General features: G+C 70.4%; 21 protein-coding genes and 2 tRNA genes. 8 read left to right on the top strand and 15 right to left on the bottom strand.

The annotated features are described in order from the left end of the window. The first annotated feature begins 534 nt into the window (after positions 1–534). From hisN to OG927_RS21890, 3 genes are all read left to right on the top strand, one after another. Positions 535–1,335, top strand: coding sequence for a histidinol-phosphatase (gene hisN / locus OG927_RS21900; RefSeq protein WP_056794070.1), 801 nt, complete (start codon positions 535–537; stop codon positions 1,333–1,335). Between the two features lie 134 nt (positions 1,336–1,469). Next, positions 1,470–1,871: a CBS domain-containing protein gene (locus OG927_RS21895; protein WP_056794068.1), complete on the top strand. Its 402-nt coding sequence runs from the start codon at positions 1,470–1,472 to the stop codon at positions 1,869–1,871. A 125-nt stretch (positions 1,872–1,996) separates the two neighbouring features. After that, the gene (locus OG927_RS21890) at positions 1,997–2,416 is read left to right on the top strand and encodes a Fur family transcriptional regulator (RefSeq protein ID WP_079099455.1); all 420 of its coding nucleotides are present in this window, start codon (positions 1,997–1,999) and stop codon (positions 2,414–2,416) included. A gap of 202 nt (positions 2,417–2,618) precedes the next feature. On the opposite strand, the gene OG927_RS21885 is transcribed toward OG927_RS21890, so the two are convergent. The 4 genes from OG927_RS21885 to OG927_RS21870 form a co-directional block, all read right to left on the bottom strand. After that, positions 2,619–2,692: transfer RNA gene (locus OG927_RS21885), tRNA-Met, on the bottom strand. A gap of 95 nt (positions 2,693–2,787) precedes the next feature. After that, positions 2,788–4,815 (bottom strand): tetratricopeptide repeat protein, encoded by a 2,028-nt coding sequence (locus OG927_RS21880; protein ID WP_056794065.1) that lies wholly within the window; start codon positions 4,813–4,815, stop codon positions 2,788–2,790. Between the two features lie 216 nt (positions 4,816–5,031). Continuing rightward, positions 5,032–5,105, bottom strand: a tRNA-Met gene (locus tag OG927_RS21875). Between the two features lie 42 nt (positions 5,106–5,147). Continuing rightward, positions 5,148–8,096 carry a UPF0182 family membrane protein gene (locus OG927_RS21870; RefSeq protein ID WP_209471266.1) on the bottom strand — a complete coding sequence of 983 codons (2,949 nt, stop codon included), beginning with the start codon at positions 8,094–8,096 and terminating at the stop codon, positions 5,148–5,150. Positions 8,097–8,223: 127 nt separating this feature from the next. Between OG927_RS21870 and OG927_RS21865 the strand changes: the two genes are divergently transcribed. Further along, positions 8,224–8,793 carry a PPA1309 family protein gene (locus OG927_RS21865; protein WP_241191753.1) on the top strand — a complete coding sequence of 190 codons (570 nt, stop codon included), beginning with the start codon at positions 8,224–8,226 and terminating at the stop codon, positions 8,791–8,793. Between the two features lie 25 nt (positions 8,794–8,818). On the opposite strand, the gene OG927_RS21860 is transcribed toward OG927_RS21865, so the two are convergent. The 3 genes from OG927_RS21860 to OG927_RS21850 form a co-directional block, all read right to left on the bottom strand. Next, positions 8,819–9,928, bottom strand: coding sequence for a YlbL family protein (locus tag OG927_RS21860; RefSeq protein ID WP_056794055.1), 1,110 nt, complete (start codon positions 9,926–9,928; stop codon positions 8,819–8,821). A gap of 476 nt (positions 9,929–10,404) precedes the next feature. Next, the gene (locus tag OG927_RS21855; RefSeq protein ID WP_056794761.1) at positions 10,405–10,866 is read right to left on the bottom strand and encodes a molybdenum cofactor biosynthesis protein MoaE; all 462 of its coding nucleotides are present in this window, start codon (positions 10,864–10,866) and stop codon (positions 10,405–10,407) included. A 113-nt stretch (positions 10,867–10,979) separates the two neighbouring features. Then, on the bottom strand, positions 10,980–12,122 hold the full coding sequence (locus OG927_RS21850) for an SDR family oxidoreductase (protein WP_056794054.1): 1,143 nt from the start codon (positions 12,120–12,122) through the stop codon (positions 10,980–10,982). 191 nt (positions 12,123–12,313) lie between these two features. Between OG927_RS21850 and OG927_RS21845 the strand changes: the two genes are divergently transcribed. After that, the gene (locus tag OG927_RS21845) at positions 12,314–13,768 is read left to right on the top strand and encodes a zinc-dependent metalloprotease (protein WP_056794052.1); all 1,455 of its coding nucleotides are present in this window, start codon (positions 12,314–12,316) and stop codon (positions 13,766–13,768) included. Next, positions 13,765–14,310, top strand: a complete 546-nt coding sequence (locus OG927_RS21840; protein ID WP_124281225.1) for an NUDIX hydrolase — start codon at positions 13,765–13,767, stop codon at positions 14,308–14,310. Before OG927_RS21845 ends, OG927_RS21840 begins: the two co-directional genes overlap by 4 nt. Positions 14,311–14,378: 68 nt before the next feature. On the opposite strand, the gene OG927_RS21835 is transcribed toward OG927_RS21840, so the two are convergent. The 4 genes from OG927_RS21835 to OG927_RS21820 form a co-directional block, all read right to left on the bottom strand. Further along, the gene (locus OG927_RS21835; protein ID WP_330320664.1) at positions 14,379–15,134 is read right to left on the bottom strand and encodes an AIM24 family protein; all 756 of its coding nucleotides are present in this window, start codon (positions 15,132–15,134) and stop codon (positions 14,379–14,381) included. Positions 15,135–15,152: 18 nt separating this feature from the next. Then, the gene (locus tag OG927_RS21830) at positions 15,153–15,833 is read right to left on the bottom strand and encodes an AIM24 family protein (protein WP_056794045.1); all 681 of its coding nucleotides are present in this window, start codon (positions 15,831–15,833) and stop codon (positions 15,153–15,155) included. Between the two features lie 11 nt (positions 15,834–15,844). Then, on the bottom strand, positions 15,845–17,461 hold the full coding sequence (locus OG927_RS21825) for a TerD family protein (protein ID WP_056794043.1): 1,617 nt from the start codon (positions 17,459–17,461) through the stop codon (positions 15,845–15,847). Between the two features lie 107 nt (positions 17,462–17,568). Continuing rightward, positions 17,569–18,192: a M48 metallopeptidase family protein gene (locus tag OG927_RS21820; protein WP_079099456.1), complete on the bottom strand. Its 624-nt coding sequence runs from the start codon at positions 18,190–18,192 to the stop codon at positions 17,569–17,571. Between the two features lie 180 nt (positions 18,193–18,372). On the opposite strand from OG927_RS21820, the gene OG927_RS21815 reads away from it, so the two are divergent. Then, on the top strand, positions 18,373–19,518 hold the full coding sequence (locus OG927_RS21815; RefSeq protein WP_124281229.1) for a ThiF family adenylyltransferase: 1,146 nt from the start codon (positions 18,373–18,375) through the stop codon (positions 19,516–19,518). 64 nt (positions 19,519–19,582) lie between these two features. Continuing rightward, a complete protein-coding gene (locus tag OG927_RS21810; RefSeq protein WP_330320663.1) occupies positions 19,583–21,106 on the top strand; it encodes an ABC1 kinase family protein in 1,524 nt (507 codons plus the stop codon). Between the two features lie 7 nt (positions 21,107–21,113). On the opposite strand, the gene OG927_RS21805 is transcribed toward OG927_RS21810, so the two are convergent. The 4 genes from OG927_RS21805 to OG927_RS21790 all read right to left on the bottom strand — a co-directional run bounded on the left by OG927_RS21805 (position 21,114) and on the right by OG927_RS21790 (position 22,698). After that, positions 21,114–21,317: a hypothetical protein gene (locus OG927_RS21805; protein WP_124281231.1), complete on the bottom strand. Its 204-nt coding sequence runs from the start codon at positions 21,315–21,317 to the stop codon at positions 21,114–21,116. Positions 21,318–21,471: 154 nt separating this feature from the next. Continuing rightward, positions 21,472–21,810, bottom strand: a complete 339-nt coding sequence (locus OG927_RS21800; protein ID WP_124281232.1) for a hypothetical protein — start codon at positions 21,808–21,810, stop codon at positions 21,472–21,474. 17 nt (positions 21,811–21,827) lie between these two features. Next, positions 21,828–22,196 (bottom strand): WhiB family transcriptional regulator, encoded by a 369-nt coding sequence (locus tag OG927_RS21795; RefSeq protein WP_056794033.1) that lies wholly within the window; start codon positions 22,194–22,196, stop codon positions 21,828–21,830. A gap of 172 nt (positions 22,197–22,368) precedes the next feature. Further along, positions 22,369–22,698, bottom strand: coding sequence for a hypothetical protein (locus OG927_RS21790; RefSeq protein WP_079099458.1), 330 nt, complete (start codon positions 22,696–22,698; stop codon positions 22,369–22,371). Positions 22,699–22,747 lie beyond the last annotated feature (49 nt).

Below are 22,747 nucleotides of genomic sequence, written 5' to 3'. Positions count from 1 at the left end.
GCAGTTCCGCGGGGGTCGGAAGTGCGACGTCGGAGTGGCACCGGGCGGCAGCGGCCGGCCGCGGTAGGCGGGCGTCCCAGGCCCCGGTGAGCAAGGCCTTGACCAGGACGTTCGCCCGGGCGGCCCGGACCGTCCAGAGGGCGAGCTCCACCGGGCCGTCACCCAGGGCACCGCAGGCGTCCAGTGCGTGTTCGACGCCGTCCACGTAGCTGTCAGCGGCCAGAGTGAGCAGGGCGCGGGCGAGACCGTCCTTGCTGCCGAACTCGTTGTAGAGGGTCTGTCGCGAGACGCCTGCGGACGCCGCCACGTCGACCATGCGCACCGCGGTCCACGGCAGGGCGGAGAGCGCCGAGAGTGCGGCGTCCAGGAGGGCTTCTCGCGCTGTGGGCATCGTCGCCTCCCGCGCCGGGGAACGTGCGATTCAGAGTTGACGCGCCGCCGGAGACTGTCAAGGGTCCGCGCACCTGCCCGCGCCCGGGTGGGCCCGCCCGGGGTCGTGTAGCCCGGACGGGTGCCGGTGGATACTGTGACGGCATGCCCGATTACCACGATGATCTGCGCCTTGCCCACGTGCTGGCGGACGCCGCCGACGCGGCGACGATGGACCGGTTCAAGGCTCTGGACCTCAAGGTCGAGACCAAGCCGGACATGACCCCGGTGAGCGAGGCGGACAAACACGCCGAGGAGCTGATCCGGGGGCACCTGCACCGGGCACGGCCGCGCGACGCGATCCTGGGCGAGGAGTACGGGATCGAGGGCACGGGTCCGCGGCGCTGGGTCATCGACCCGATCGACGGCACCAAGAACTACGTACGCGGCGTCCCGGTATGGGCGACGCTGATCTCGCTGATGGAGGCGGGCGAGGACGGCTTCCAGCCGGTGGTCGGCGTGGTGTCCGCCCCCGCGCTGAGCCGCCGCTGGTGGGCGGCGAAGGGCGCGGGCGCGTTCTCCGGCCGCAGCCTCACCTCCGCGACCCGGCTGCAGGTGTCGAAGGTCGAGCGGATCGCGGACTCCTCGCTGGCGTACTCCTCGCTGACCGGCTGGGAGGAGCAGGGCCGGCTCGACGGCTTCATGGATCTGACGCGGGCCTGCTGGCGCACCCGCGGATACGGGGACTTCTGGCCGTACATGATGGTCGCCGAGGGATCGGTGGACATCTGTGCGGAGCCGGAGCTCTCCCTGTGGGACATGGCGGCGAACGCGATCATCGTCCAGGAGGCGGGCGGGCTCTTCACCAGCCTGGACGGGGTCCCGGGCCCGGGCGGCGGCAACGCGGCGGCCTCCAACGGTCTCCTGCACCACGAGCTGCTCGGCTATCTCAACCAGAGGTACTAGGAAGCCTGCCCCCGCCGCCCCCTTGTCCGGTCCCCTCGCGGGTGCCACTCTGAGAGTCCCCCCACTTGTGAACTTGTGAATCGACTCACGAGGGTCGCGTCACGGGTCACGTACCGAAGGAGGCGGCTCCCTTCATGCTCGTCCGCGACGCCATGAGCACGCTGGTCCTCACCATCGGCCCGGCCCACACCCTCCGTCAGGCGGCCCGGCTGATGTCGGCCCGCCGCATCGGAGCAGCTGTCGTCCATGATCCGGACACCTGCGGCCTCGGGATCATCACCGAACGCGACATCCTCGACGCGGTCGGCTCCGGCCAGGACCCCGACACCGAGACCGCGTCCACCCACACCACCACGGACGTGGTCTTCGCCTCCCCCACCTGGACTCTCGAGGAGGCGGCGGAGGCCATGACGCACGGCGGTTTCCGGCACCTGATCGTGCTGGACGGCAACGGCCCCGTGGGCATCGTCTCGGTGCGCGACATCATCCGGTGCTGGGCGCCGGCCAAGCGGCGCCCGGCCGAGCTGACCCTCTGAGGCTGCGGCGACCGCTTCCGCGGACGCCGCACCCACCCCCCCACTGTGGACAACATCCAATTCCGGCATGCGTCCAAAGTCGCACCCATTCAGGGCTCGGTCCCGGCACTGTTAGGCTGACTCCCATGAGTGACCTCCTTGAGCGACTGCGCGGACGCGGCTGGCGCGTGACGGCGCAACGGCGTGTCGTGGCCGAGGTCCTTGACGGGGACCATGTGCACCTGACGGCGGACGAGGTCCACGCGAGGGCGGTGGACCGCCTGCCGGAGATCTCCCGCGCCACCGTCTACAACACGCTCGGCGAGATGGTGTCCCTCGGCGAGGTCATCGAGGTCTCCACCGACCGCCGCGCCAAGCGGTACGACCCCAACGCCCACCGTCCCCACCACCACCTGGTGTGCGCGCGGTGCGGTGCGATCCGGGACGTGCACCCGTCGGGGGATCCGCTGGCCGACCTGCCGGCCGACGAACGTTTCGGCTTCACCGTCTCGGGCGTCGAAGTGACCTACCGCGGCATCTGCCCGAACTGCGCCGCCACGGCCTGAGCAGCGCCCCCTTGAGCACACCGGCCCCGGCGGGCGACCGCCGGGGCCGAGGCTTCTGCTGTTCCCGAACGTACGACCGGGCGCGGACGTACCTGAGAGTCGGCGCCGGGGCGGGCACGCGACTCCTCCCGGAGCGTCGCCTCTTCGCGGGCACACGACAGAGGCCCGGATCCTTGGAAGGATCCGGGCCTCTGTCTTTCAGTAGCGGGGACAGGATTTGAACCTGCGACCTCTGGGTTATGAGCCCAGCGAGCTACCGAGCTGCTCCACCCCGCGTCGTTGTGTTTGCAACAGTACGGGACCCTGTCGACCAGCGCAAATTCATTCCTCGGACACCTGAGCCATCAGCGCCCCGCCCTCCGGACCCGTTCTCATGCGGTCAGTTCCTGGTGGAGGGCCTCCAGCAGCCGCCCTGCCCGCTCGGCCACCTCCGCCGGTCCCAGCTCGACCGCGCGGGCGCACCAGCGCTGCCCCTCCGCGAGTTCGCCCCGGCGAGCGGAGAGCAGCGCGAGGCGCAGGGCCGCCCGGCCGTGTCCGTCGTTGGCGGCGCGGCTCCACCACAGGGCCGCCTCGCGCTCACTGCCTTCACGGGCCAGCAAGAGGCCGAGGTTGAAGGCTCCGTTGCGGCTGCCCGATTCGGCGGCGTCGCGGTACCAGCGGGCGGCGCTCTCCATGTCGCCCCGCGCGGCGGCGAGCATGCCTGCCCTGACCTGGGCACGACGGTGCCCCTGCCCGGCCGCCCGCTCGTACCACTCCTCGCACTCCGTCTTCTCCGGCATCGGCTCGCCCAGCCCGGGCGAGCCGGGCGGCGGCTGCCGCAGGTCGAGCACTCCGGCCAGCCGGAAGGCGGCCTCCGCGCTGCCGCCACCCGCGGCGCAGCGCAGATGACGCTCCGCCTCCTGCTCCTCGCCGTCGCGCAGCAGCGCCATGCCCACCTGGAGCGCGGCGTCGGTGTGACCGGCCGCCGCCGCACGCCGGTACCAGCCCAGCGCCGTACGGTCCTCGTCGCGCCCGGCGTGCAGGATGCCGAGGTTGAAGGCGGCGTCCACGCTGCCCGCCTCGGCCGCCTTGGAGAACCAGGGCTCGGCGCCGGTCGCGTCCCCGGCCTGGAGCAGCAGCACGGCGAGCGCGTTGGCCGCCTCCCTGTGCCCGGCGTAGGCGGCGCGGCGGTACCACTGCTCGGCCTGCGCGATTCGGTCCTGGGCCGCGCAGAGCAGTCCCAGGTTGTACGCGCCGTTGACGTCCCCCGCGTCCATGGCGGCGCGGTACCAGCGCTCGGCGGTCTGCTGCTCCCCCCTGGCCGCGTGGAGCGCGCCCAGGGCGTTGGCGGCGTTGCCGTCGCCGTCCTGAGCGGCACGCAGCCACCACACGGCGGCACTCTCCTCGTCGCCCACGTCCCGCAGCAGGAAGCCGAGGGCGCAGGCGGCACGTGCCTCGCCGCCCTTGGCCGCCGTGAGGTACCAGCGGCCGGCCTCCTTCAGCTCGCCGCGCTGTTCGAGGATGGCGCCGAGGTGCAGTGCCGCGCGCCGGTGGCCGCGTGCGGCAGCCTGGCGGTACCACTGCTCGGCCTCGCCGAGCCGGCCGGCCGCGGGGCCCGCGACGGGGCTGTCACGCCTTCCCGCCACACTGTCCTGGAGGAGGTCCGGGGTGCCCGTGCCGATTCCGCGCTCCGGCCCGAGGCCGCGGCCCGGTCCGATGCCGCGTCCGGAGCCGAAGGCGTCGTACGCGTCGCCCAGGGCCTTGCGCTCCAGGGATCGGGCCAGCCGGTACGCGGCCTCCCGGTGGCCCTGCTCGGCGGCAGCGCGCAACCAGCGCTCCGCGCCGACGTCGCTGCGGTGCTCGAGCAGGTCGGCCAGGGCGTAGGCGCCCAGCGCGTGGCCCTGCTCGGCGGACTGGCGCAGCCAGTACTCCGCACCGGGCTCGTCGCCGCGCTCCCGGAAGTGGCGGCCGAGCGCGTGTGCGGCGGCGGCGGAGCCCGCGACCGCGGCGATGCGCCACCATCCGGCCGCCTCGTCCGGGTAACCCCGCTGGTGCAGGAGGACGCCCAGGTTATTGGCCGCGGCCCGGTCGCCCTCGGCGGTGGCCGCCCGCAGGTAGGCCTCGGCGCCGTCCAGGTCGCCGCGGCGCAGCAGGAGCGCACCCAGGACGCTCATCGACTCGGTGTCACCGCGGTCCGCGGCACGCCGGTGACGCGCCTCGGTCTCGTCGGCGTGATCCGCGGAATCCGTCGGGTCCGTGGCGAACGCGGTGTCGTCGGCGCAGGGGTCGCCGACGGTTCCAGCGGTCTCGGCGACGGCCGCGGTGAATACCGCATCTGCCACGTTATCCGTCGTCCGAACGCGTCGCTGCACAAACCGCCCTGTCTCCAACAGAGTTGCCCTGTCCCCCATAAATACCATCGTCGCACCACCTGTAACCCGCGTACACCTGGAATACCGCGGCCAGTGAGGTCACTTCAGCGTTTTGTCGACATGCCCACAGAGAGACAAGTCAAACACGTCGGAGCTCAACTCGTGCCCCGCGAAACGCACTTCACTCCGACAACTGGAAAAAGCCCGCCCGACGGCATGACAGAGGCCCGGATCCTTGGAAGGATCCGGGCCTCTGTCTTTCAGTAGCGGGGACAGGATTTGAACCTGCGACCTCTGGGTTATGAGCCCAGCGAGCTACCGAGCTGCTCCACCCCGCGTCGTTGTGTTCAAACCGTACCACGACGCGGGGTGGGACTTTCTCAGCTGCCCTGGTCGTCGCCCTTCTCGCCGGCCTTGTCGGCCGCATCAGCCCCGTCGGCCGCCTTGTCCGGCGCATCGGCCGCGCTGCCGGGCTTCGGCTGGGCCGCCGCCGCGCGCTTGAGAGCGTCCTGCAGCTCCTCCTGCGCCTTGCCGTAGCCGGCCCAGTCGTTCTCCTTCAGGGCCGCCTCACCCTCCGTATAGGCCTTCTGCGCATCGGCGATCGCCCGCTTCAGAGCGGCTTCCCCGGTGGCAGGCGGCTCGGTGGTGTCGCCCGGTGGCTCCGTCTCGGGCGGCGTCGTCGTATCGGAACCCTCGACTCCGAAGACGGCGTTGAGCGCCTCACCGAGGCTGTTCTCGAAGACGATCTTCGACCCGTACGAGGCGGCGACCTTGCGCAGCAGTGGGTAGTTCTGCGTACCACCGCGCGTGTACACCGGCTCGATGTACAGGAAGCCACCGTCGAGCGGCACGGTCAGCAGGTTTCCGTACTCGATGTCCGAGTCGGTGCCCTTGAGGTTCCTCACGAACTCGGCGACGTCGTCGTTGCCGTTGAGCTCACTCTGGACCTGGCCCGGACCCTTGACCGTGGTGGTGACTCTCAACAGCCTTATGGTGCCGTAGTCGTCACTCGCCGCGTCCGCGTCCACCGCCATGAAGGCGCCCAGGTCGGGCCGGCCCTTCGGCGTGAACGTCGTGGTGAGGGAGAACTTCTGCTCGTCCTGGCCCGGCATCCTCATGCTCAGGTAGTACGGCGGAACGGCCCCGGGCTCCTTGTTGGTGGGGTCGTCGGGCACCTGCCAGGCGTCACTGCCGCTGTAGAACTGCGCGGGATCCTCGACGTGGTACCGCGTGAGCAGCTCTCGCTGGACCTTGAACAGGTCCTGCGGGTATCGCAGGTGGTCCATCAGTTCCTGCGGGATGTCGCCCTTGGCCTTCACCGTCCCGGGGAAGGCCTTGCGCCACGTCTTGAGCACCGGGTCCTCGGTGTCCCACTCGTAGAGCTTGACCTTGCCGTCGTACGCGTCGACGGTGGCCTTCACCGAGTTGCGGATGTAGTTGACCTGGTTCTGCTGGGCGACGACCGCTCGCTGGTTGGTGGTCAGCGAGTCGGCCGTGGTGTCGCCGAGCGTCGTGCGCGAGGCGTACGGATAGCCGTTGGTCGTCGTGTAGGCGTCGACGACCCACTGGATCCGGCCGTTCACGACCGCCGGATAGGCGTCACCGTCGATGGTCAGCCAGGGGGCGACCGCCTCGACGCGCTCCTTGGGCGTGCGGTTGTACAGGACCCGCGAACCTTCGCCGATGGCTCCGGAATACAGTATCTGCGGCTCGCTGAACGACACGGCGTAGGCCGCGCGGTTGAAGGCGTTGGAGAGACTGACCCCGCTGTTGCCCTTGTAGCTGGTGGTCTTCTCGCCGTCCTCCTCGTAGTCGAGCTCCTTCTGGGGCCCTCCCACGATGGAGTACTGCTCGGTCTTCTCGCCGTAGTAGATCCGCTGCTCGTACTTCGGCAGCTCGCCGGTGGTCGGCAGGCCGGACTCGGTGAAGTCCGGGGAGCCCGTCGGGTTGGTGCCCGTCGTGGTGCCCCGGGCCGCGATGGCACCGTAGCCGTGGGTGTACGTGAAGTGGTCGTTGATCCAGTTCCGCTTGGGGAGACCTTCGAGGTTCAGCTCGCGCAGGCCGATGACGGTGTCCTGCTCCTTGCCGTCCTTGCCCTTGTAGCGGTCGACGTCCAGCGTCTTGGGGAACTGGTAGTAGTTCCTCTTCTGCTGGAGCTGCTGGAAGGCCGGGGAGACGACGTTGGGGTCCATCACCCGGTAGCTGGCGGCCGCGTCCGCGTCGGCCCGGAGCTTGGCGCCGTCCGTGGTCGTGCTCTTGCCGGAGTAGTCGTCCACCTGCGCGTCGTCGATGTCGTAGGCATCTCGTGTCGCGTCGATGTTCTTCCGGATGAACGGCGCTTCCTTGGCCTGCTCGTTCGGCTGGACCTGGAACTTCTGCACGATCGCCGGGTACAGCCCGCCGATCAGGATGGCGGAGAGCACCATCAGTCCGAAGCCGATCACCGGAAGCTGCCAGGTGCGCCGCCAGAGCGTCGCGAAGAACAGCACGGCGCAGATCGCGGCGATGCAGAACAGGATCGTCTTGGCCGGCAGGTAGGCGTTGGCGTCGACGTACCGCAGGCCCGTCCAGTTGTCCGTGGCCTTGAAGTCACTGGACTTCACGGCCAGGCCGTACCGGTCGAGCCAGTACGCCACGGCCTTCAGCGACACGAAGATGCCGAGCAGCACGGAGAGGTGGCCGGTGGCCGCCCCCGTGGCCCGCGCACCGGGGCTGGTGACGCGCAGCCCGCCGTACAGGTAGTGGGTCAGCGCCGCGGCGATCAGCGACAGCACGGCGGCGGCGAAGCCGAAGCCGAGCAGGAAGCGGTACCACGGCAGGTCGAAGGCGTAGAAGGCCACGTCCAGCTTGAACTGGGGGTCCTTCTGCCCGAACGGCACGCCGTTGATGTACATCAGCCACGTACGCCACTGGCCCGAGGCGGATGCCCCGGCGATCAGCCCGACGAGCGCGGTGATCGCGAGCAGCACCCACTTCTTGTACGGGGCGACGCTCATCCGGTAGCGGTCCAGGCTCTGCTGCTCCAGCGACATCGCGCTCAGCGGCGGCCGGAGCCGGTGCGCGAGCCAGATGTTCACACCGACGGCGACAGCCATCAGCAGTCCGAAGACGAGGAACAGCCCGATCTTGGTCCACAGGGTGGTGGTGAAGACGGATGAATACGCGACCGACCTGTACCAGAGCCAGTCCGTCCAGAACCCGGCGAACATGACGAAGGCCATGGCGAGAACCGCCAGAACACCCAATGTCATGAGCAGGGTACGGACCCGCCGGGACGGGCGGCCGACTCTGATCCGTGGCCCGGTCGGGCCTCCGCCGCGGTCCGGCATCTGGAAAGCCAACGTGCGCACCTCGAAGTTCGCGGTCGTGTGAAGCAGGCCCAGCGATCGTAGAGCCCACCTATGCAACTTACTGAGGCTTTACCTAGTTCCCGATCCCGGGGCGGAAGGAGGCAGGATGTTGGGCATGCCCAACGTTTCCCCTTCCGGCCCTCCGATGGCCGCGAGTCCACTCACCGTCGCCGTCCTCGAAATCGACGCCTACGCCGCAAGCCTCGGCTGGGACCAGCCCGCCCGGCTGTTCGCCCTCGTCGACACCGCCCGGCTGCGCGCCCAGGAGCCGGGCCTCGCCGCCCAGCTCGGCCTCGACGACACCGCGACGACGACCGCCACCCTCACCCCCATCGAGCAGGAGGAGCTGCCCGAAGGCACCGCGCTGGACGAATTCCTCGCCACGATCGCCTGGCCCGACGCCGTGGTCGGCTGTGCCATGACCGTGGAGCGGCTGATGCTGCCGCCGTCCGCCGAGGCCTCCGTACCGGAGGGCATGAGCGACGCCAGGCTGACCGCGTGGGTCGCGAAGCACCCCGACCGGCAGGAGGTGCGGATGACCGTGGCCGTACTGCGGGACGGGGCGCGGGACTCGGCCGTGCGGCTGCGCGAGAAGGACTCCCCCACCGAGGTCCTGACCGGCGCCGGTCTGGTCCCGGGTCTGGCCGAGGCGCTCGCGGCCACCTTCGAGTCCTGATCCGTCCGGTCCGCGGGGGCCGGCCTCAGCCCGCCGAACAGCTCGGCAGGCCGGCCGTGTCCCCCGCGCCGATCTTCTCCATGGACCTTGTCGCGTCGTCCAGGGTCTTCACCCTCACCAGCGTGAGGCCGCTCGGGGTGTCGGACGCCGCGGCGGCGCAGTTGTCGTCCGGAGTCAGGAAGTAGCGCGCGCCGGCGTCGCGCGCCCCGACCAGTTTCATGTTGATGCCGCCGATGGGCCCGACGGTGCCGCTGTCGTCGATGGTGCCGGTGCCGGCTACGAACCTGCCGCCCGTCAGGTTGCCGGGAGTCAGTTTGTCGATGATCCCCAGGGAGAACATCAGGCCGGCGCTCGGTCCGCCGACGTCGGCGAGCTTGATGTCGATGTCGAACGGGAACGTGTGGTCCGTCCCGGCCTGGATGCCGACGACCGCCCGGTCCTGTGCCGCGGGGTCCGCCGGGTCCGCGGGCGCCTTGCGGGTGGTGAGGGTGATCTTCCGGGAGCCCTTCGGCTCCTTGCCCGCCTTCTCCGCCGCGGCCGCCGTCTTGGCGGGAACGATCGTGAAGACCACGTCCTCGCCCGGCTTGTGCCGGGTGACGAGCTTCGCGACGTCCTCGGGCGCCTCGACCGTCGTCCCGTCGACGGCCCGGATCACGTCGCCCGCGTGCAGTTCGCCCTGGGCCGCGCTGTCCTTGAGGACCGTGGAGACGATGACACGGGAGGTGACGGGGATCTTCAGCTCTTCCAGGGCGGCGACCTTGGCACTCTCCTGGGACTGGCTGAACTCCTCGGCGTTCTCCTGCGTCGACTCCTCCTCGGTCTTGCCGTCCGGGTAGAGGGTGTCGTGCGGCACGATCACGCTGTCGTGGGCCAGCCAGCCGTAGACGGCCTCGACGATGTTCATGTCGTAGTCCGCGCCGGTGACGCGGACCGTCGTCATGTTGAGGTTCCCGGACGTCGGGTACGTCTTGTGGCCGGTGATGTGCAGAACCGGCTCGCCACGAGCGTCACCGAGGGTGTTCACGGTCGGGCCGGGAGACATCTCCGAATACGGCACGGGGATCAGCACGCCTGCGCAGAGCAGCGCGATCAGGATGAGCGTGGAGGCGAGCATCGTCGCGGTGCGGCGTGGCATGGAACGACAGTACGGGAAGGGCCTGTCAGTGCACCGTCGGGGCCGGTCCGTACGGGGCCGCCGATCCGGGCTGTGCCGGGTCCTGCCGGGAGACGTCCTCGGCCCGCTCGCTGCGTGGAGAACACGCGGAAGGGGAGCGGAGGTGCCGCATTGGCAACTGCGTACAGTTGCGTGCTGTTCAGACCGCCTCGGAACCGGAGTGCGATTTCTCCATCGCTTCACGGAACCTGGCGTAGCCGGCGAGTTCGGTGACATCGCCGGTGGTTCGATTACGGGCTGCCCACCCTCCCCATATCGCCGCGCCAAGAGCAGCTATAAGCGGAATCAAGAGCCAAGCGAGAGCTGCCATCACGACCTCCCTGCACCATGAGCGACCGCAACCGACGATCAGAAGATTAACCTCCTGCTGGACCAACGCTCGTGGCAGGGGTGCGGTTACGCAAATCGGGGCTGATGACCCCCGGGCCGGTTTGCGCTCAGCACGCGCCGACCCACTCCTCCGTGCCGTCCGAGAAACGCTGGTGCTTCCAGATCGGAACCTCGTGCTTGAGGTCGTCGATCAGCTTGCGGCAGGCCTCGAAGGCCTCACCCCGGTGGGCGCAGGAGACCGCGACGACCACGGCCAGATCGCCCACGCCCAGTTCACCCACCCGGTGGACGGCGGCCAGCGCCCGGACCGGGAACTGGGCGACGACCCGCTCCGCCACCCGGCGCAGCTCCTCCCCGGCCGTCGGATGACAGGAGTAGCCGAGCGCGCCGACGTCCTGGCCGTCGTCGTGGTTGCGCACCGTGCCGACGAAGAGCGCGATGCCGCCGGCCGCGTCGTCACCGACGGCACGGAAGATCTCGTCGACCGAGAGCGGGGTCTCCCGGATGTCCAGCAGCCTGATCGGGTCCAGGGCTGCCTGCTCGCCGGGGTGGTCGTGGATGCGTGCCATGGGACCCATCGTGCCGTACGGCGCCGACATCCCGGAACAGCACTTTCACCCGGCGGCGGGCCGTCCCCCTTGGAGCCTCCTACAGGGACACCCGCGGGCGGGTGCGGAGCGGGCTAGAAGCGACGGCGCGCCTTGCGGGCCCGCCGCACCAGTGCCGCCGTACCGAGCAGGGCGACGGTCGCGCCCGCCGCACCGGCCGCGGTGGCGTCCTTGCGGCCGAGCCGGCGGCCGGCGACCGTGTGGCGGCCCTCGACCTCCTCCAGAAGGGCTGCGAGGACTTCCTCGTTGGTCCACCGGGGCCGCCATCCCACGTCGTGCAGCCGGCTCACACTGACCACCCAGGGGTGCATCGTGTAGGCGAGGTCTCCCGCCGGCGAGGGGGTGAGGCCGATCCGGTGGAGCCGGGCGGCCGCGCCGAGGGCGACGGCCGACGGCAGCTCCATACGGCGCACGCCGGAGAGCTCCTCGACCTCCTCCTGCTCGAGCCAGCCGTCGCAGCCGACCGCGAACTCTCCGTCGATCTTCTCCAGCGCGGCGTACTCCAGCGCACTCACCAGGTCGTCGACGTGGCAGAACTGCCACGCCGGACGGGATCCGGCGACGACCAGGAGCCGCGGCGACTCGAAGTAGCGGGTCAGCGCGGTGTCCGTGCCGCCGACGAGGACCGTGGGCCGGACCACCGTGACGTTGAGGCCGGGGTGCGCGCGGGGGGCGCGACGCCCGAGCCGCTCGATCTCCAGCAGGTCGCCGACGCCGGTGGCCTCGGCCGTGGCACGCAGTTCGGCGTCCTCGGACAGCGGGAGGTCGTTGTCGGGCAGGGCCCCGTAGACCATCGCCGAGGTGCACAGCACGACCCGGTGGACTCCCACGGCGGCTGCCGCGGTGAGCACGGTCTGGGTACCGCGCACGTTGTACGCGGTACGGGCGGCGGGGTCGGTCTCGAGGTCGAGGTCGAGCGCCAGGTGCACGACGACGTCCGCGCCGCGCAGCTTCTCCGCGATGGCGGGGTCCCGTACGTCCAGGATGTGCCACGTCGCCCCGGCGACGTCACCCCGGCGCTCGTCGATGGCGATGACCTGCTTGATCTCGTCGGATGCGGCGAGGTGCGCGGTGAGCAGTTCACCTACGCCGGTCGCGGCACCGGTGACCGCGACGACGGGGCCCCGGCTTCTTGAGGAATTTTTCGTGGGCTTGCTTTCGGGCGAGGGGTCGGCCAGGTTTCGCGCTGCGCGAACCTGCGGATCTGGGGAACTCACCGGGCGTCTCCAGCGGTTGTCTTCAGTACGTACCCGAATGACGCGTACGTACCAGGTGGCGTCCATCCTGCCGCAGGCCGGGAGCCGGCGGAGCACTGAGGGCCCGAGCGGGCTTTGGTGTCTACGCTGGATGGTGATGTCGGGCAGTCGCCGTCGGTTCGAGCCGGCGGCCCTACGAGCCGAGGAAACCCGTGAGTGACACCCCATTCGGATTCGGCCTTCCGCCGGAGGAGCCGGAGAACGGCGACGAGGGCAAGAAGAAGGACCCCACCGGAGGTGGGCAGGGCTCGGGCGGGCCGGCGAACCCGTTCGGTATCGGGCCGGGCGCGGGCGGGGACAACCCGTTCGCGGCGATGTTCGGCACGATGAACCCGAACGACCTGGGCGCCGCGTTCCAGCAGCTCGGCCAGATGCTGAGCTACGAGGGCGGCCCGGTCAACTGGGACATGGCCAAGCAGATCGCCCGCCAGACCGTTTCGCAGGGCACGCAGGACGGCAGCAAGGACGCGAGCGTCGGCGCTTCCGAGCGCTCCTCCGTCGACGAGGCGCTGCGTCTCGCCGATCACTGGCTGGACGGTGTCACCTCGCTGCCCTCCGGTTCGGTGTCGACGGTGGCGTGGAGCCGCGCGGAGTGGGTCGAGGCGTCGCTGCCCGCCTGGCAGAAGCTGGTGGACCCGGTGGCCGAGCGGGTCGGGCTGGCCATGGGCGACGTGCTGCCCGAAGAGATGCAGGCCATGGCCGGGCCGCTGATCGGCATGATGCGGTCGATGGGCGGCGCCATGTTCGGCCAGCAGATCGGGCAGGCCGTGGGCGTGCTCGCCGGAGAGGTCGTCGGTTCGACCGACATCGGCCTCCCGCTGGGCCCGGCCGGCAAGGCCGCGCTGCTCCCGCTCAACGTCGAGCGGTTCGGAAAGGACCTGAGCGTGCCGCAGGACGAGGTGCGTCTGTACCTCGCGCTGCGTGAGTCCGCCCACCAACGGCTCTTCGCCCACGTGCCGTGGCTCCGCTCGCACCTGTTCGGCGCGGTCGAGGCCTACGCGCGCGGCATCAAGGTCGACACCAGCAAGCTCGAGGACGTCGTCGGCCAGTTCGACCCGTCGCAGCCCGAGCAGTTGCAGGACGCCCTCCAGCAGGGCATGTTCCAGCCCGAGGACACCCCCGAGCAGAAGGCCTCGCTGGCCCGTCTGGAAACGGCGCTCGCCCTCGTCGAGGGCTGGGTGGACGCCGTGGTGCACGAGGCCGCGAAGCCCCGTCTGACCTCGGCGGACGCGCTGCGCGAGACGATGCGCAGGCGCCGGGCGTCCGGCGGTCCAGCGGAGCAGACCTTCGCCACGCTCATCGGGCTCCAGCTGCGCCCGCGCCGGCTGCGGGACGCGTCGAGGCTCTGGGCGTCGCTCACGGACGCCAGGGGCGTCGACGGCCGCGACGGCCTGTGGCAGCACCCGGACATGCTGCCGACGGCCCATGACCTCGACGACCCCGACGGCTTCGTGCACCACGAGCAGCTGGACTTCTCCGAGCTGGACAAGATGCTCGGCGAGGCGGCGAAGGGCCCGCAGAAGCCGGCCGCCGAGGGCGAGGACGGGGCGACCGACGAGGCCTCGGACGGCACGAAGCGCGACGGCAAGGACGACACCGACCAGTGAGCCTGCACGACGACGCCGTTCTCGTACTCGAGCGGTACGGGGAGCGGGATCCGGACCAGGCGGAGCTGCGCCGGACGTATCTGGACCACTTGGCCGGGCATCCCGACGGCATGTGGAAGGCGTGCGGGGCCGGGCACCTGACGGCCAGCGCCCTGGTGATCGATCCGGCGCGCGGCCGCGTCCTGCTCACGCTGCACCGGAAGCTGCGGATGTGGCTGCAGATGGGCGGCCACTGCGAGCCGCAGGACGACACGCTGACCGCTGCGGCTCTGCGCGAGGCCGCGGAGGAGTCGGGGATCGCCGGCCTCACCCTGCTGCCCGGTGGCCCCGTGCGGCTGGACCGGCATCCGATCCCGGCGCCCTGCCACTGGCACCTCGACGTGCAGTACGCGGCGATCGCCGCGCCCGAGGCGACGGAGCGGATCAGCGACGAGTCCCTCGACCTTCGCTGGTTCCCGTACGACGAGGTGGCCGCGGTGGCGGACACCTCCGTGGTCCGGCTGTTGGACCGCACCCGCGCACGCCTGGCGCACAGCAGTTAGCCACCGGACACGGGTGAGGGGCGGTCTCCGCGGGGAGACCGCCCCTCTTCCTTCGATGGCTGCCCGACTCAGTTCCAGGAGTTGTTCTGGTTCTGGCCGTGCGCCCCGTGCTGTCCCGCACCGAACTGGGCTGCCGCGCCCTGGCCGATCTGGGCGTTCTGCGGAGGCAGCACCTCGCTGGGCTGTACGAGGGCGAAGCCCTGGCCCAGGAAGCTCAGTTCCCAGCCCTCCCCCGTATTGCCTCGGCGCCGGAACACGCCCGAGGAGTGGGTCTGGGCCTGCATCTGGACTCTCAGCCCGCTCGACCAGGCGACGATCGCATCGGCATCGGCGTTGACGTACTTGTCCGGCGTGACCGGCATCATCAGCGGCTGGCCGGAGGTCATCAGCGCGACCTTGCCGTTCCCTGTGATGTTGAGCTGGTATTTGCCGGTGCCGGAGATCCCGTACTGGCTGTCCACCGCGATGACCTCGGTGTGCAGCGAGGAGTCCAGCGCCAGGACGTAGGCGCTGTCGACCGTCATGCCCTCGTGGTCGACGTCGACCACGTGGATGTACTGGGCGAGATTGGCCAGGTAGACCGTCCCCTGGCCCGAGCAGCGCATCAGGTCCAGGCCCTCACCCGTGTTCCTGCGGGCGCGGCGCTGTCCCTGCGACTGGTACTCGCCGTCGAACTCCATGAGCCCCTGGTAGGCGACCATGGCGCCCTTGCGTGCGAGGACGTCGTCGTGGCCGGTCAGCAAGACCCGCAGGAGCTGCGGGTTCTGGACGGTGTACCGGTCCTGCGACTGCTGTTCGGTGTGGCTGAAAAGCGGACTCTGCATGATGTGTTCTCCCCCCGCTCAGTTCCGGACCCGCAGGCGGTCGGTACTGTCCTCGCTCGGCTGGACGACGACGATTCCCTGGCCCGAGAAGGCCATCTGGTACGCCTCTCCGCTGCCGCGCCCGATGAGCGAGCCGGCCTTGAAGCTGCGCTTGCCCTTGACCTTCAGGTTCGGGGACCAGGCGACGAGCGCGTCGGGGTCGACGTACGTCTCGTCCTCGCCCCGGCCGCAGTCGACGACGATCGGCGTGCCGCGTGAGGTGATGGCGACCCATCCCGTGCCCTGGATGGCGACGTTCCACAGGCCCTGGCCGGCGAATTTGGCCAGCCCCTTGACCCGCTCGACACCCCAGGTGAGGTGGCCGTCGAAGGCGAGCAGGTTGGTGCCGTTGACCGAGAGCGCATCGTTGTCGAGGTTGATGACGACCACGTCGGCACCGTAGTCGGCCAGGTAGAGCAGACCGTCACCGGCGCACTTCATCAGGGGCGCCCCCTCGCCGGTGATCCACTGGGACGCGATCTGCCGGACGGCGGGCGGGTTGGGCTCGTACTGGATGAACCCCTCGTACGCCACCATCGAACCGGTGCGCGCGTAGAGGTCCTGCCCGGAGGCCATGGCGACCTTGAGCATCGTGCGGCCGTGGTTCTCCATCCGGGCCGTGACGGGGGTCGGGGCGAAGCCCGCGAGTTGCTGATTCATGACGGGCTCCCTCAGACCTCGTAGGGCTGGACGACGATGAAGTTCCCGGGGGCTCCCCGGAACTGGAGGTTCACGGTCTCCCCGCTGTGCCCCGGATAGGCGTTGCGGCGCAGCCGGACCTGGCTGGAGATGATCACTTGGGACGCGGCCGACCAGGCCACCACGGCGTTGCAGTCGGCGAACGTGGTCGGGGTGACCGGCAGGACCACCGGGACGCCGTGGGTCTTGACGACCACGGTGCCGGTGCCCTGGAACTGCATGGTGAACAGGGCGCCGCCGGGAATCCCGTGGCCCTCGATCCTGCGCACCTCGTACTGCAGCGACTCGTCGAAGGCGAGGACGCTCTCCGCGGAGACGCAGATGGCGTCGCCCTGCAGCTCGATGGGGTGGAGGTGCGACCCTTCCTCGGCGAGGAAGACCTGGCCGCGGCCGGTACAGCGCATCAGCTGCATCTCCTGGCCCGTGGCGTTGCCGACCATGCGGCCCGCGAAGCCCGCTCCCTTGTAGCCGAAGTCGACCTTGCCCTGGTACATCACCATGCTGCCCTGGCGGGCCAGTACCGGGTTGCCGCCCATGGTCAGGTCCACCCGTATGAGCTGCTGGTTCTGCGAGGTCCAGCGCTGCCCGGTGGCCGCCTCCTTGTAGGGCTGGAGGGCGGCCTGCAGCCCCGCACCGGTCCGGGGGGCACCCTGGGGTACACCCTGCGGCGCGCCGGGGGGCTGCTGACCGAACGGCGCCGGAGACTGCTGACCGAACGGCGGAGCGGCCGGAGGCTGCTGTCCGTAGGGAGGTGCGGGAGGTTGCTGTCCGTACGGCGCCGGAGACTGCTGGCCGTACGGCGGTGCGGCCGGAGGCGCGCCCTGGCCCGGGACCTGCCCGAACTGCGGCGGCTGTCCGTACGGGGCGGGCGCCTGGGGCGCCGCTATCGTCGGTGCGGCGTGCACCGGCTGCTGGGGCGCGGGCGCAGCCGGCGCACCGAACGCCGGTACGGGCTGCGGCGCCGGGGGGGCCGCCGGGGCTCCGAACGCCGGGGGCGCGGTGGCCTGGGCCGGCGGGGCGAAGGACGGGACGGCGACCTGCGGCGATGCGGCGGGTTCCTCCTCGGCGACCTCTCCTCCGAAGTTCTTCAGCAGCGCGTCGAGGCCGCCGTCGAAGCCCTGGCCGACCGCGGCGAACCGCCAGACGTCCTTGAGGTAGAAGTCACCGAGCATGACCGCCCGCTCGGTGGTGAACTCGGTTCCGGTGAAGGCGTACTTCACCACTTCCTCGCCGCCCGCGACGATCCGGATGTAGCCCGGACCGACCTGCGACATCTGCCCCGCACCGTCGAGGGTCGCGGTGAAGGACAGCTTGTGGATGTTGGCCGGAATGCGGTCGAGGGTGACGCGGAACGACTCGGTGTCACCGGCCTGCGCGCCCAGGAGCTGAATGGACTCCTCCGGCGATTTCGGCTGGTTGAAGAAGATGAAATACCGGTCGTCCGAGAGCTGTTCATTGGCATCGAGGCCGAAGCAGCTGATGTCGAACGTCAGGCCGGGGCCTGCGATCTGCACACCTACGTACAGATCCGTCCCGGGCGTGAGATCACTGATCTTGGCCTTGTGGCCGCGTTGGAATTCCCTGGCCATGCGTAACGACCGTCCCCCATCCCGAAGGTGAATGCGTCGCGTCAGGCTAACCGCAAACCGCGCCATTGAGCCAAGTCGGTACAGACCCGGTACAGAATCACCGAACGTCACTCATCGCGTGCGGTGGGCAGCTTCGGCAGCCGGCCGGCCGCCACGACCCCTTCGAGATAGCCCCGGGCCCGCTCGGTACGCGGATAGGCGTCCAGCAGGCGCCAGAAGCGCGGGCCGTGGCCGGGGACGAGCAGGTGGGCCAGCTCGTGGAGGAGGACGTAGTCGACGACGTACTCCGGCATGCTCTGGATGCGGTGGGAGAGCCGGATGCTGCCCTCGGCCGGGGTGCAGGAACCCCACCGGGTGTTCTGATTGGTCACCCACCGCACCGAGGCGGGGCGCGCCCGGCCCTCGAAGTACTGGGCCGACAGCCGCTCGGCACGCTCGGCGAGCCCGCTGTCACCGATGACACGCTTGCTCTCCTGCGCGGCGAGCTTGTCGAGCATCACGCCGACCCAGCGCTGCTCCTCCGCCTCCGACATCCGGGCGGGGATCAGCACGATGGTGCGGTCGCCCTCCCGGTACGCGGAGACCGTTCTGCTGCGGCGTGCGCTCCTGCGGACCTCCACGGCGCTCGTCACCGACGCGCTGGGCTGATGGGCGGCCGCGCTGCGCGGAGGGCGTCCGGCACGGCGCGCGGGGGTCGCCCCGGCGGGGCCGGGCGAGGAGTCGGCGGGCACGCCACGACGTTACCCGCTGCCGGTGGCGGAAGTCCCGCCTCCCGGACGCTCACGCATTGATCCACTTCTCGGCACGCACCATTTGAACGACTAATACCCCGGGCTGTGGATAACTTTCCGCCCGTTTCGCCGCCGCGTTGCATTCTGGCAACAGATCGCGAAACCGGACGGAGAGAAGTCATGCATCCCATGTTGAAGCCTGCGCTGCGCAGGGCCTGGCGCGGACGGAACACTGTGCAATTCGGCGTGACCCCCGCACATGCAGTGACGCTGGGGCCGATGGATATCGCGACGGGGAGCTTTCTGGAACTCCTCGACGGAACACGCGGTCTGCCCCTGCTGCGTGAAGAGGCGAGGGCGCTGGATCTGTCGGACCGTCATGTGGACGTCCTGGTGTCGCGGTTGACGGAGGCGGGCCTGCTCGACGACCCGAAGGCCGGCGGCCCGGAAGCCGACGCCTTACGGCAGCGGGCCGAGACCCTGGAGCGCCAGCGCTCCGACGCGGCGTCACTCTCCGTGGTCCATCCGGCTCCCGGCAGCGGTCTGCGCAGGCTCGCGGCACGGCGGGCGATGCGGGTCCAGGTGCGGGGCGCGGGCAGGGTCGGCGCTTCGGTCGCGGCGGTGCTCTCCGGGTCGGGGGTGGGCCGGGTGGAGGTGCTCGACGGGGGCCGCACGGAGCCGTGGGACATCGCGCCGGGCGGCCTCCCGGCGGCGGCCGTCGGGGAGCGCAGGGACACCGCGGCACGGCAGCTGGTCCGGCGGTCCGCGGTCGGCGGCACGCCCCGGGCGGCGGGGGCGGCTGCCTCGGCGACGGGCGGCGAACCCGCTCTGTCCCTGATCGTGGTGGCCCCCAGGGACGGCCTCTCGGTCTACGCACCGGAGGCGGACACGGCGGCGCAGTGGGTCGCTTCCGGTACACCTCATCTCTACGCGGGTGTGATGGAAGCCACGGGAGTGGTCGGCCCCCTCGTCCTGCCGGGCGGCACGGGGTGCGCGGGCTGTCTGGCCCTGCACCGTACGGAGCGGGATGCACAGTGGCCCCGGATGATGGCGCAGTGGAGGTCGGGGAGACGCAACGCCGTACCGGCCTGCGATCTGGGGCTGGCGACGGCGGTGGCCGGGCTCGCGGCGGCCCACGCGTTGTCCTTTCTCGACGGGGAGCTGCCGGCCAGCACCGGCGCTCGTTGGGAGGCAGCCATGCCTCTGCTGGACTGGCGCTCGGAGCGGCTGGAGCCGCACCTCGACTGTTCCTGTGGCGCCGCCGGGCAGAGTGAGGGGGAGCTCACCCCCGCGGCCCGCCCCTCGCAGGACACAATGGCTGGGTGACCGCCGCCGACGGAGCAGGGCCGAACACTCACGCGGCACGGCAGTCCGGTAACTGGAGGGGCACATGTCTGATCTTCCCCGGAAGGCGGTCACCCGTACCGCGAAGCTGGCCGCGCTGCCGCTCGGCTTCGCCGGCCGTGCCACGTGGGGCCTGGGCAAGCGGATCGGCGGCAAGTCGGCGGAAATCGTGGCCCGCGAGGTCCAGCAGCGCACCGCGGACCAGCTCTTCAAGGTTCTCGGAGAGTTGAAGGGAGGTGCGATGAAGCTCGGACAGGCGCTGTCCGTCTTCGAGTCCGCACTTCCCGAAGATGTCGCCGGTCCCTACCGGGCTGCTCTGACCAAGCTGCAGGAGGCGGCACCGCCCATGCCGGCCCGCACCGTCCATGAGGTGCTGGCGGCGCGGGTCGGAGACGACTGGCGGGAGCTCTTCCTGGAGTTCGAGGACCGGCCCTCGGCCGCGGCGTCGATCGGACAGGTCCACCGGGCGGTGTGGCACGACGGACGCCCCGTCGCCGTGAAGGTGCAGTACCCCGGTGCCGGACAGGCCCTGCTCTCCGACCTCACCCAGCTCAGCCGCTTCGCGCGGCTGCTCGGTCCGCTGGTTCCGGGGATGGACATCAAGCCGCTCATCACGGAGATGCGGGACCGGGTCTCGGAGGAGCTGGACTACGCGCTGGAGGCGCAGTCCCAGCAGGAACACGCCGCGGAGTTCGTGGACGATCCCGATGTCGTCGTTCCCGGAGTGGTGCACCAGTCCGAGCAGGTGCTGGTCACGGAGTGGATCGACGGAATACCCCTGTCCGAGATCATCGCTGACGGTACGTCGGACCAGCGGGACCGGGCCGGCCAGCTGCTGGCGCGCTTCCTGTTCTCGGGGCCGGCGCGTACGGGACTCCTGCATGCCGACCCCCACCCGGGGAACTTCCGGCTGCTGCCCCCGGCGGGCTCGGACGTCGAGGACATGGGCGGGCCGGACGGCCACCCCGGCCGGTGGCGGCTGGGCGTACTGGACTTCGGCACGGTGGACCGGTTGCCGGGAGGGCTCCCCCGGACCATTGGAGACTCCCTGCGGATGACGCTGGACGGCGATGCCGAGGCCGTGTACGAGATGCTGCGCGGGGAGGGCTTCGTCAAGGACTCGATCGCCCTCGCACCGGACGCCGTACTCGAGTATCTGCTCCCGATCATCGAGCCGGCACAGGTCGACGAGTTCACCTTCAGCCGCTCCTGGCTGCGCAGCCAGGCTGCCCGGATCGCCGATCCGCGCTCCCCCGCTCATCAGTTGGGCAAGCAGCTGAACCTTCCTCCCTCGTATCTGCTGATCCACCGGGTCACGCTCAGCACGATCGGTGTGCTGTGCCAGCTGGGTGCGACGGTGCGGCTGCGGGACGAGCTGGAGTCCTGGCTCCCGGGTTTCGTCCCGGAGTACGAGCCGGACGAAGACGCGCTGGAGGAGGGGCTGATGGGCGCACTGGAGGACGTACGGGACGACGCGGCGCAGGAAGAAGACGTGGCGCAGGAGGTTCCGTGCGAGGGGCATGACAGCTCGGGGGGCGGGGCCACGACCGTCCCGTCCGGGGAGCGCTGACCGCCCGTCACCAGCAGGCGGAGTCGAGCCTGCTCTCGATCGCCCTGAGGTGGGTACGGGAGCAGGCGTCGCAGAAGTACTGACTTCTGCCGTCCTCCACCGAGCAGATCCAGGTCGGAGGTGCGATGTCGCCGTCGGCGGTGGCGCCGCAGCGGGCGCACGTCACCTGTTCGACAGCGGGTTTCGCCGGGTGATGAGTTTCCTCGTCCACCTCGCGACGACAACCCCGCCGACGGGACGGGTGACGTTGCAACGCACTGCGGGGCCGGCCTGTTCGGACCGGCCCCGCGGATGGGGTGGGTGGCTGCGCTACGGGCAGAGCGGTTGCCCCGGCAGCTGTGGTGCGCGTGCCGCTGGTGGGGCGATTACTGCATGACCGCCATGGCGAGCGCGCGGCGGGCGCGCATCGAGGCACGCTCCGCCCGGCGCTGCATCCGCCGGGCGGTCACCAGGCGCTGGGCCCGGCGGTCCACCTCGGCGTCCCTCAGGCGGTCGTGCATATGCGCACGTGCCAGGGCTTCTGGGATGAGTTGCATCTCGCGGGTCCTGTTCTGGCGCGAGTCGTTCGCGCCGATGATGGTGACGTCCGGGGTCGCGGAGCCGACGGGCTCCCTCGTGGGGGTGATCATTGGTGCCTGATTTCGGGGGTCATGGGTCTGGGGACGGTCGATGGTTCCGATGCGCTTCGTGCGTGTGGGGGACATGACCCCCAGGCCGGCGGTCACGCCGCGACCGGGTTCTTGCGCGGACGGCCACGCGGACGCTTCCGGGCGACGACGACGCCCTGGACGAAGAGCTCGCCGCCCCAGACGCCCCACGGCTCGCGCCGCTCCTTGGCACCGGCGAGGCAGGCCTCGACGAGCGGACAGGTCCGGCAGAGGGACTTGGCGTACTCGACATCCGCGGGCGACTCGGCGAAGAAGACCTCCGGGTCGTACGAACGGCAGGGGACGGGCACACCGAGGTTCTCGATGGCGTCGTCGAGCGCGGTGAGCGCGGTGAGGGGGATCAAGGTGGAGTCCTCCGTGAGGCCGGGCGGGGAGATCGTGTCGGAAAGCGGTACGGACGGGGCGTGCGTCTCGAGTTGCACGGTGGTGTTGTCCTCGTCTGGTCGTGCCGGCCTGTTGGCCGGTTGGCGGCTGGTACCAGGTCCTGCTTGTCCCGAGGCTCCTTCGTCTCGTCTCATCCGTTCGGACAAAACAAAAGGGCCGCGGATCCCGAGTGGGGTTCCGCGGCCCTGAAGGCGCCGGCCTGATTCCGGATCAGGCTGGATCGCTCCAGGGTTCAGGCCCACGGAAGGCCCACATCGTGTGGTGCTGGTGCTGCGTTGCGTGCTTCTTGGATCCGGCACCGGTTGCCGCAAAGGCATAGGCCTGGGCCTGTGTCTTCACTACTGCTGCTGCCGGTGCCTCGGTCGGTCGCTCATTGCGTTCCCGCACGGGCAGGCTCGCCAGGGGCAGGGGGCTGACGGCGGGAACGCCGGACATACCGATGCCACGCAGCGAAAGATCCGAAGAGCAGGCGAGGCCGAGCGAGTGGGCGGAGACGACCGAGAGATCGGTCATTTTGATGGTCTGAATGATGCTGATCACAGGAATCGCCTCCTCTCGGCGTCTCGGGGGACCGGCCGGGGCCGGTCCT

Origin of the sequence: Streptomyces clavifer, from assembly GCF_036345975.1 — a bacterium.
GTDB classification, from domain to species: domain Bacteria; phylum Actinomycetota; class Actinomycetes; order Streptomycetales; family Streptomycetaceae; genus Streptomyces; species Streptomyces clavifer.
The sequence above is the reverse complement of the archived record's forward strand: the minus strand, read 5'-3'. Positions and strand labels throughout refer to the sequence as shown.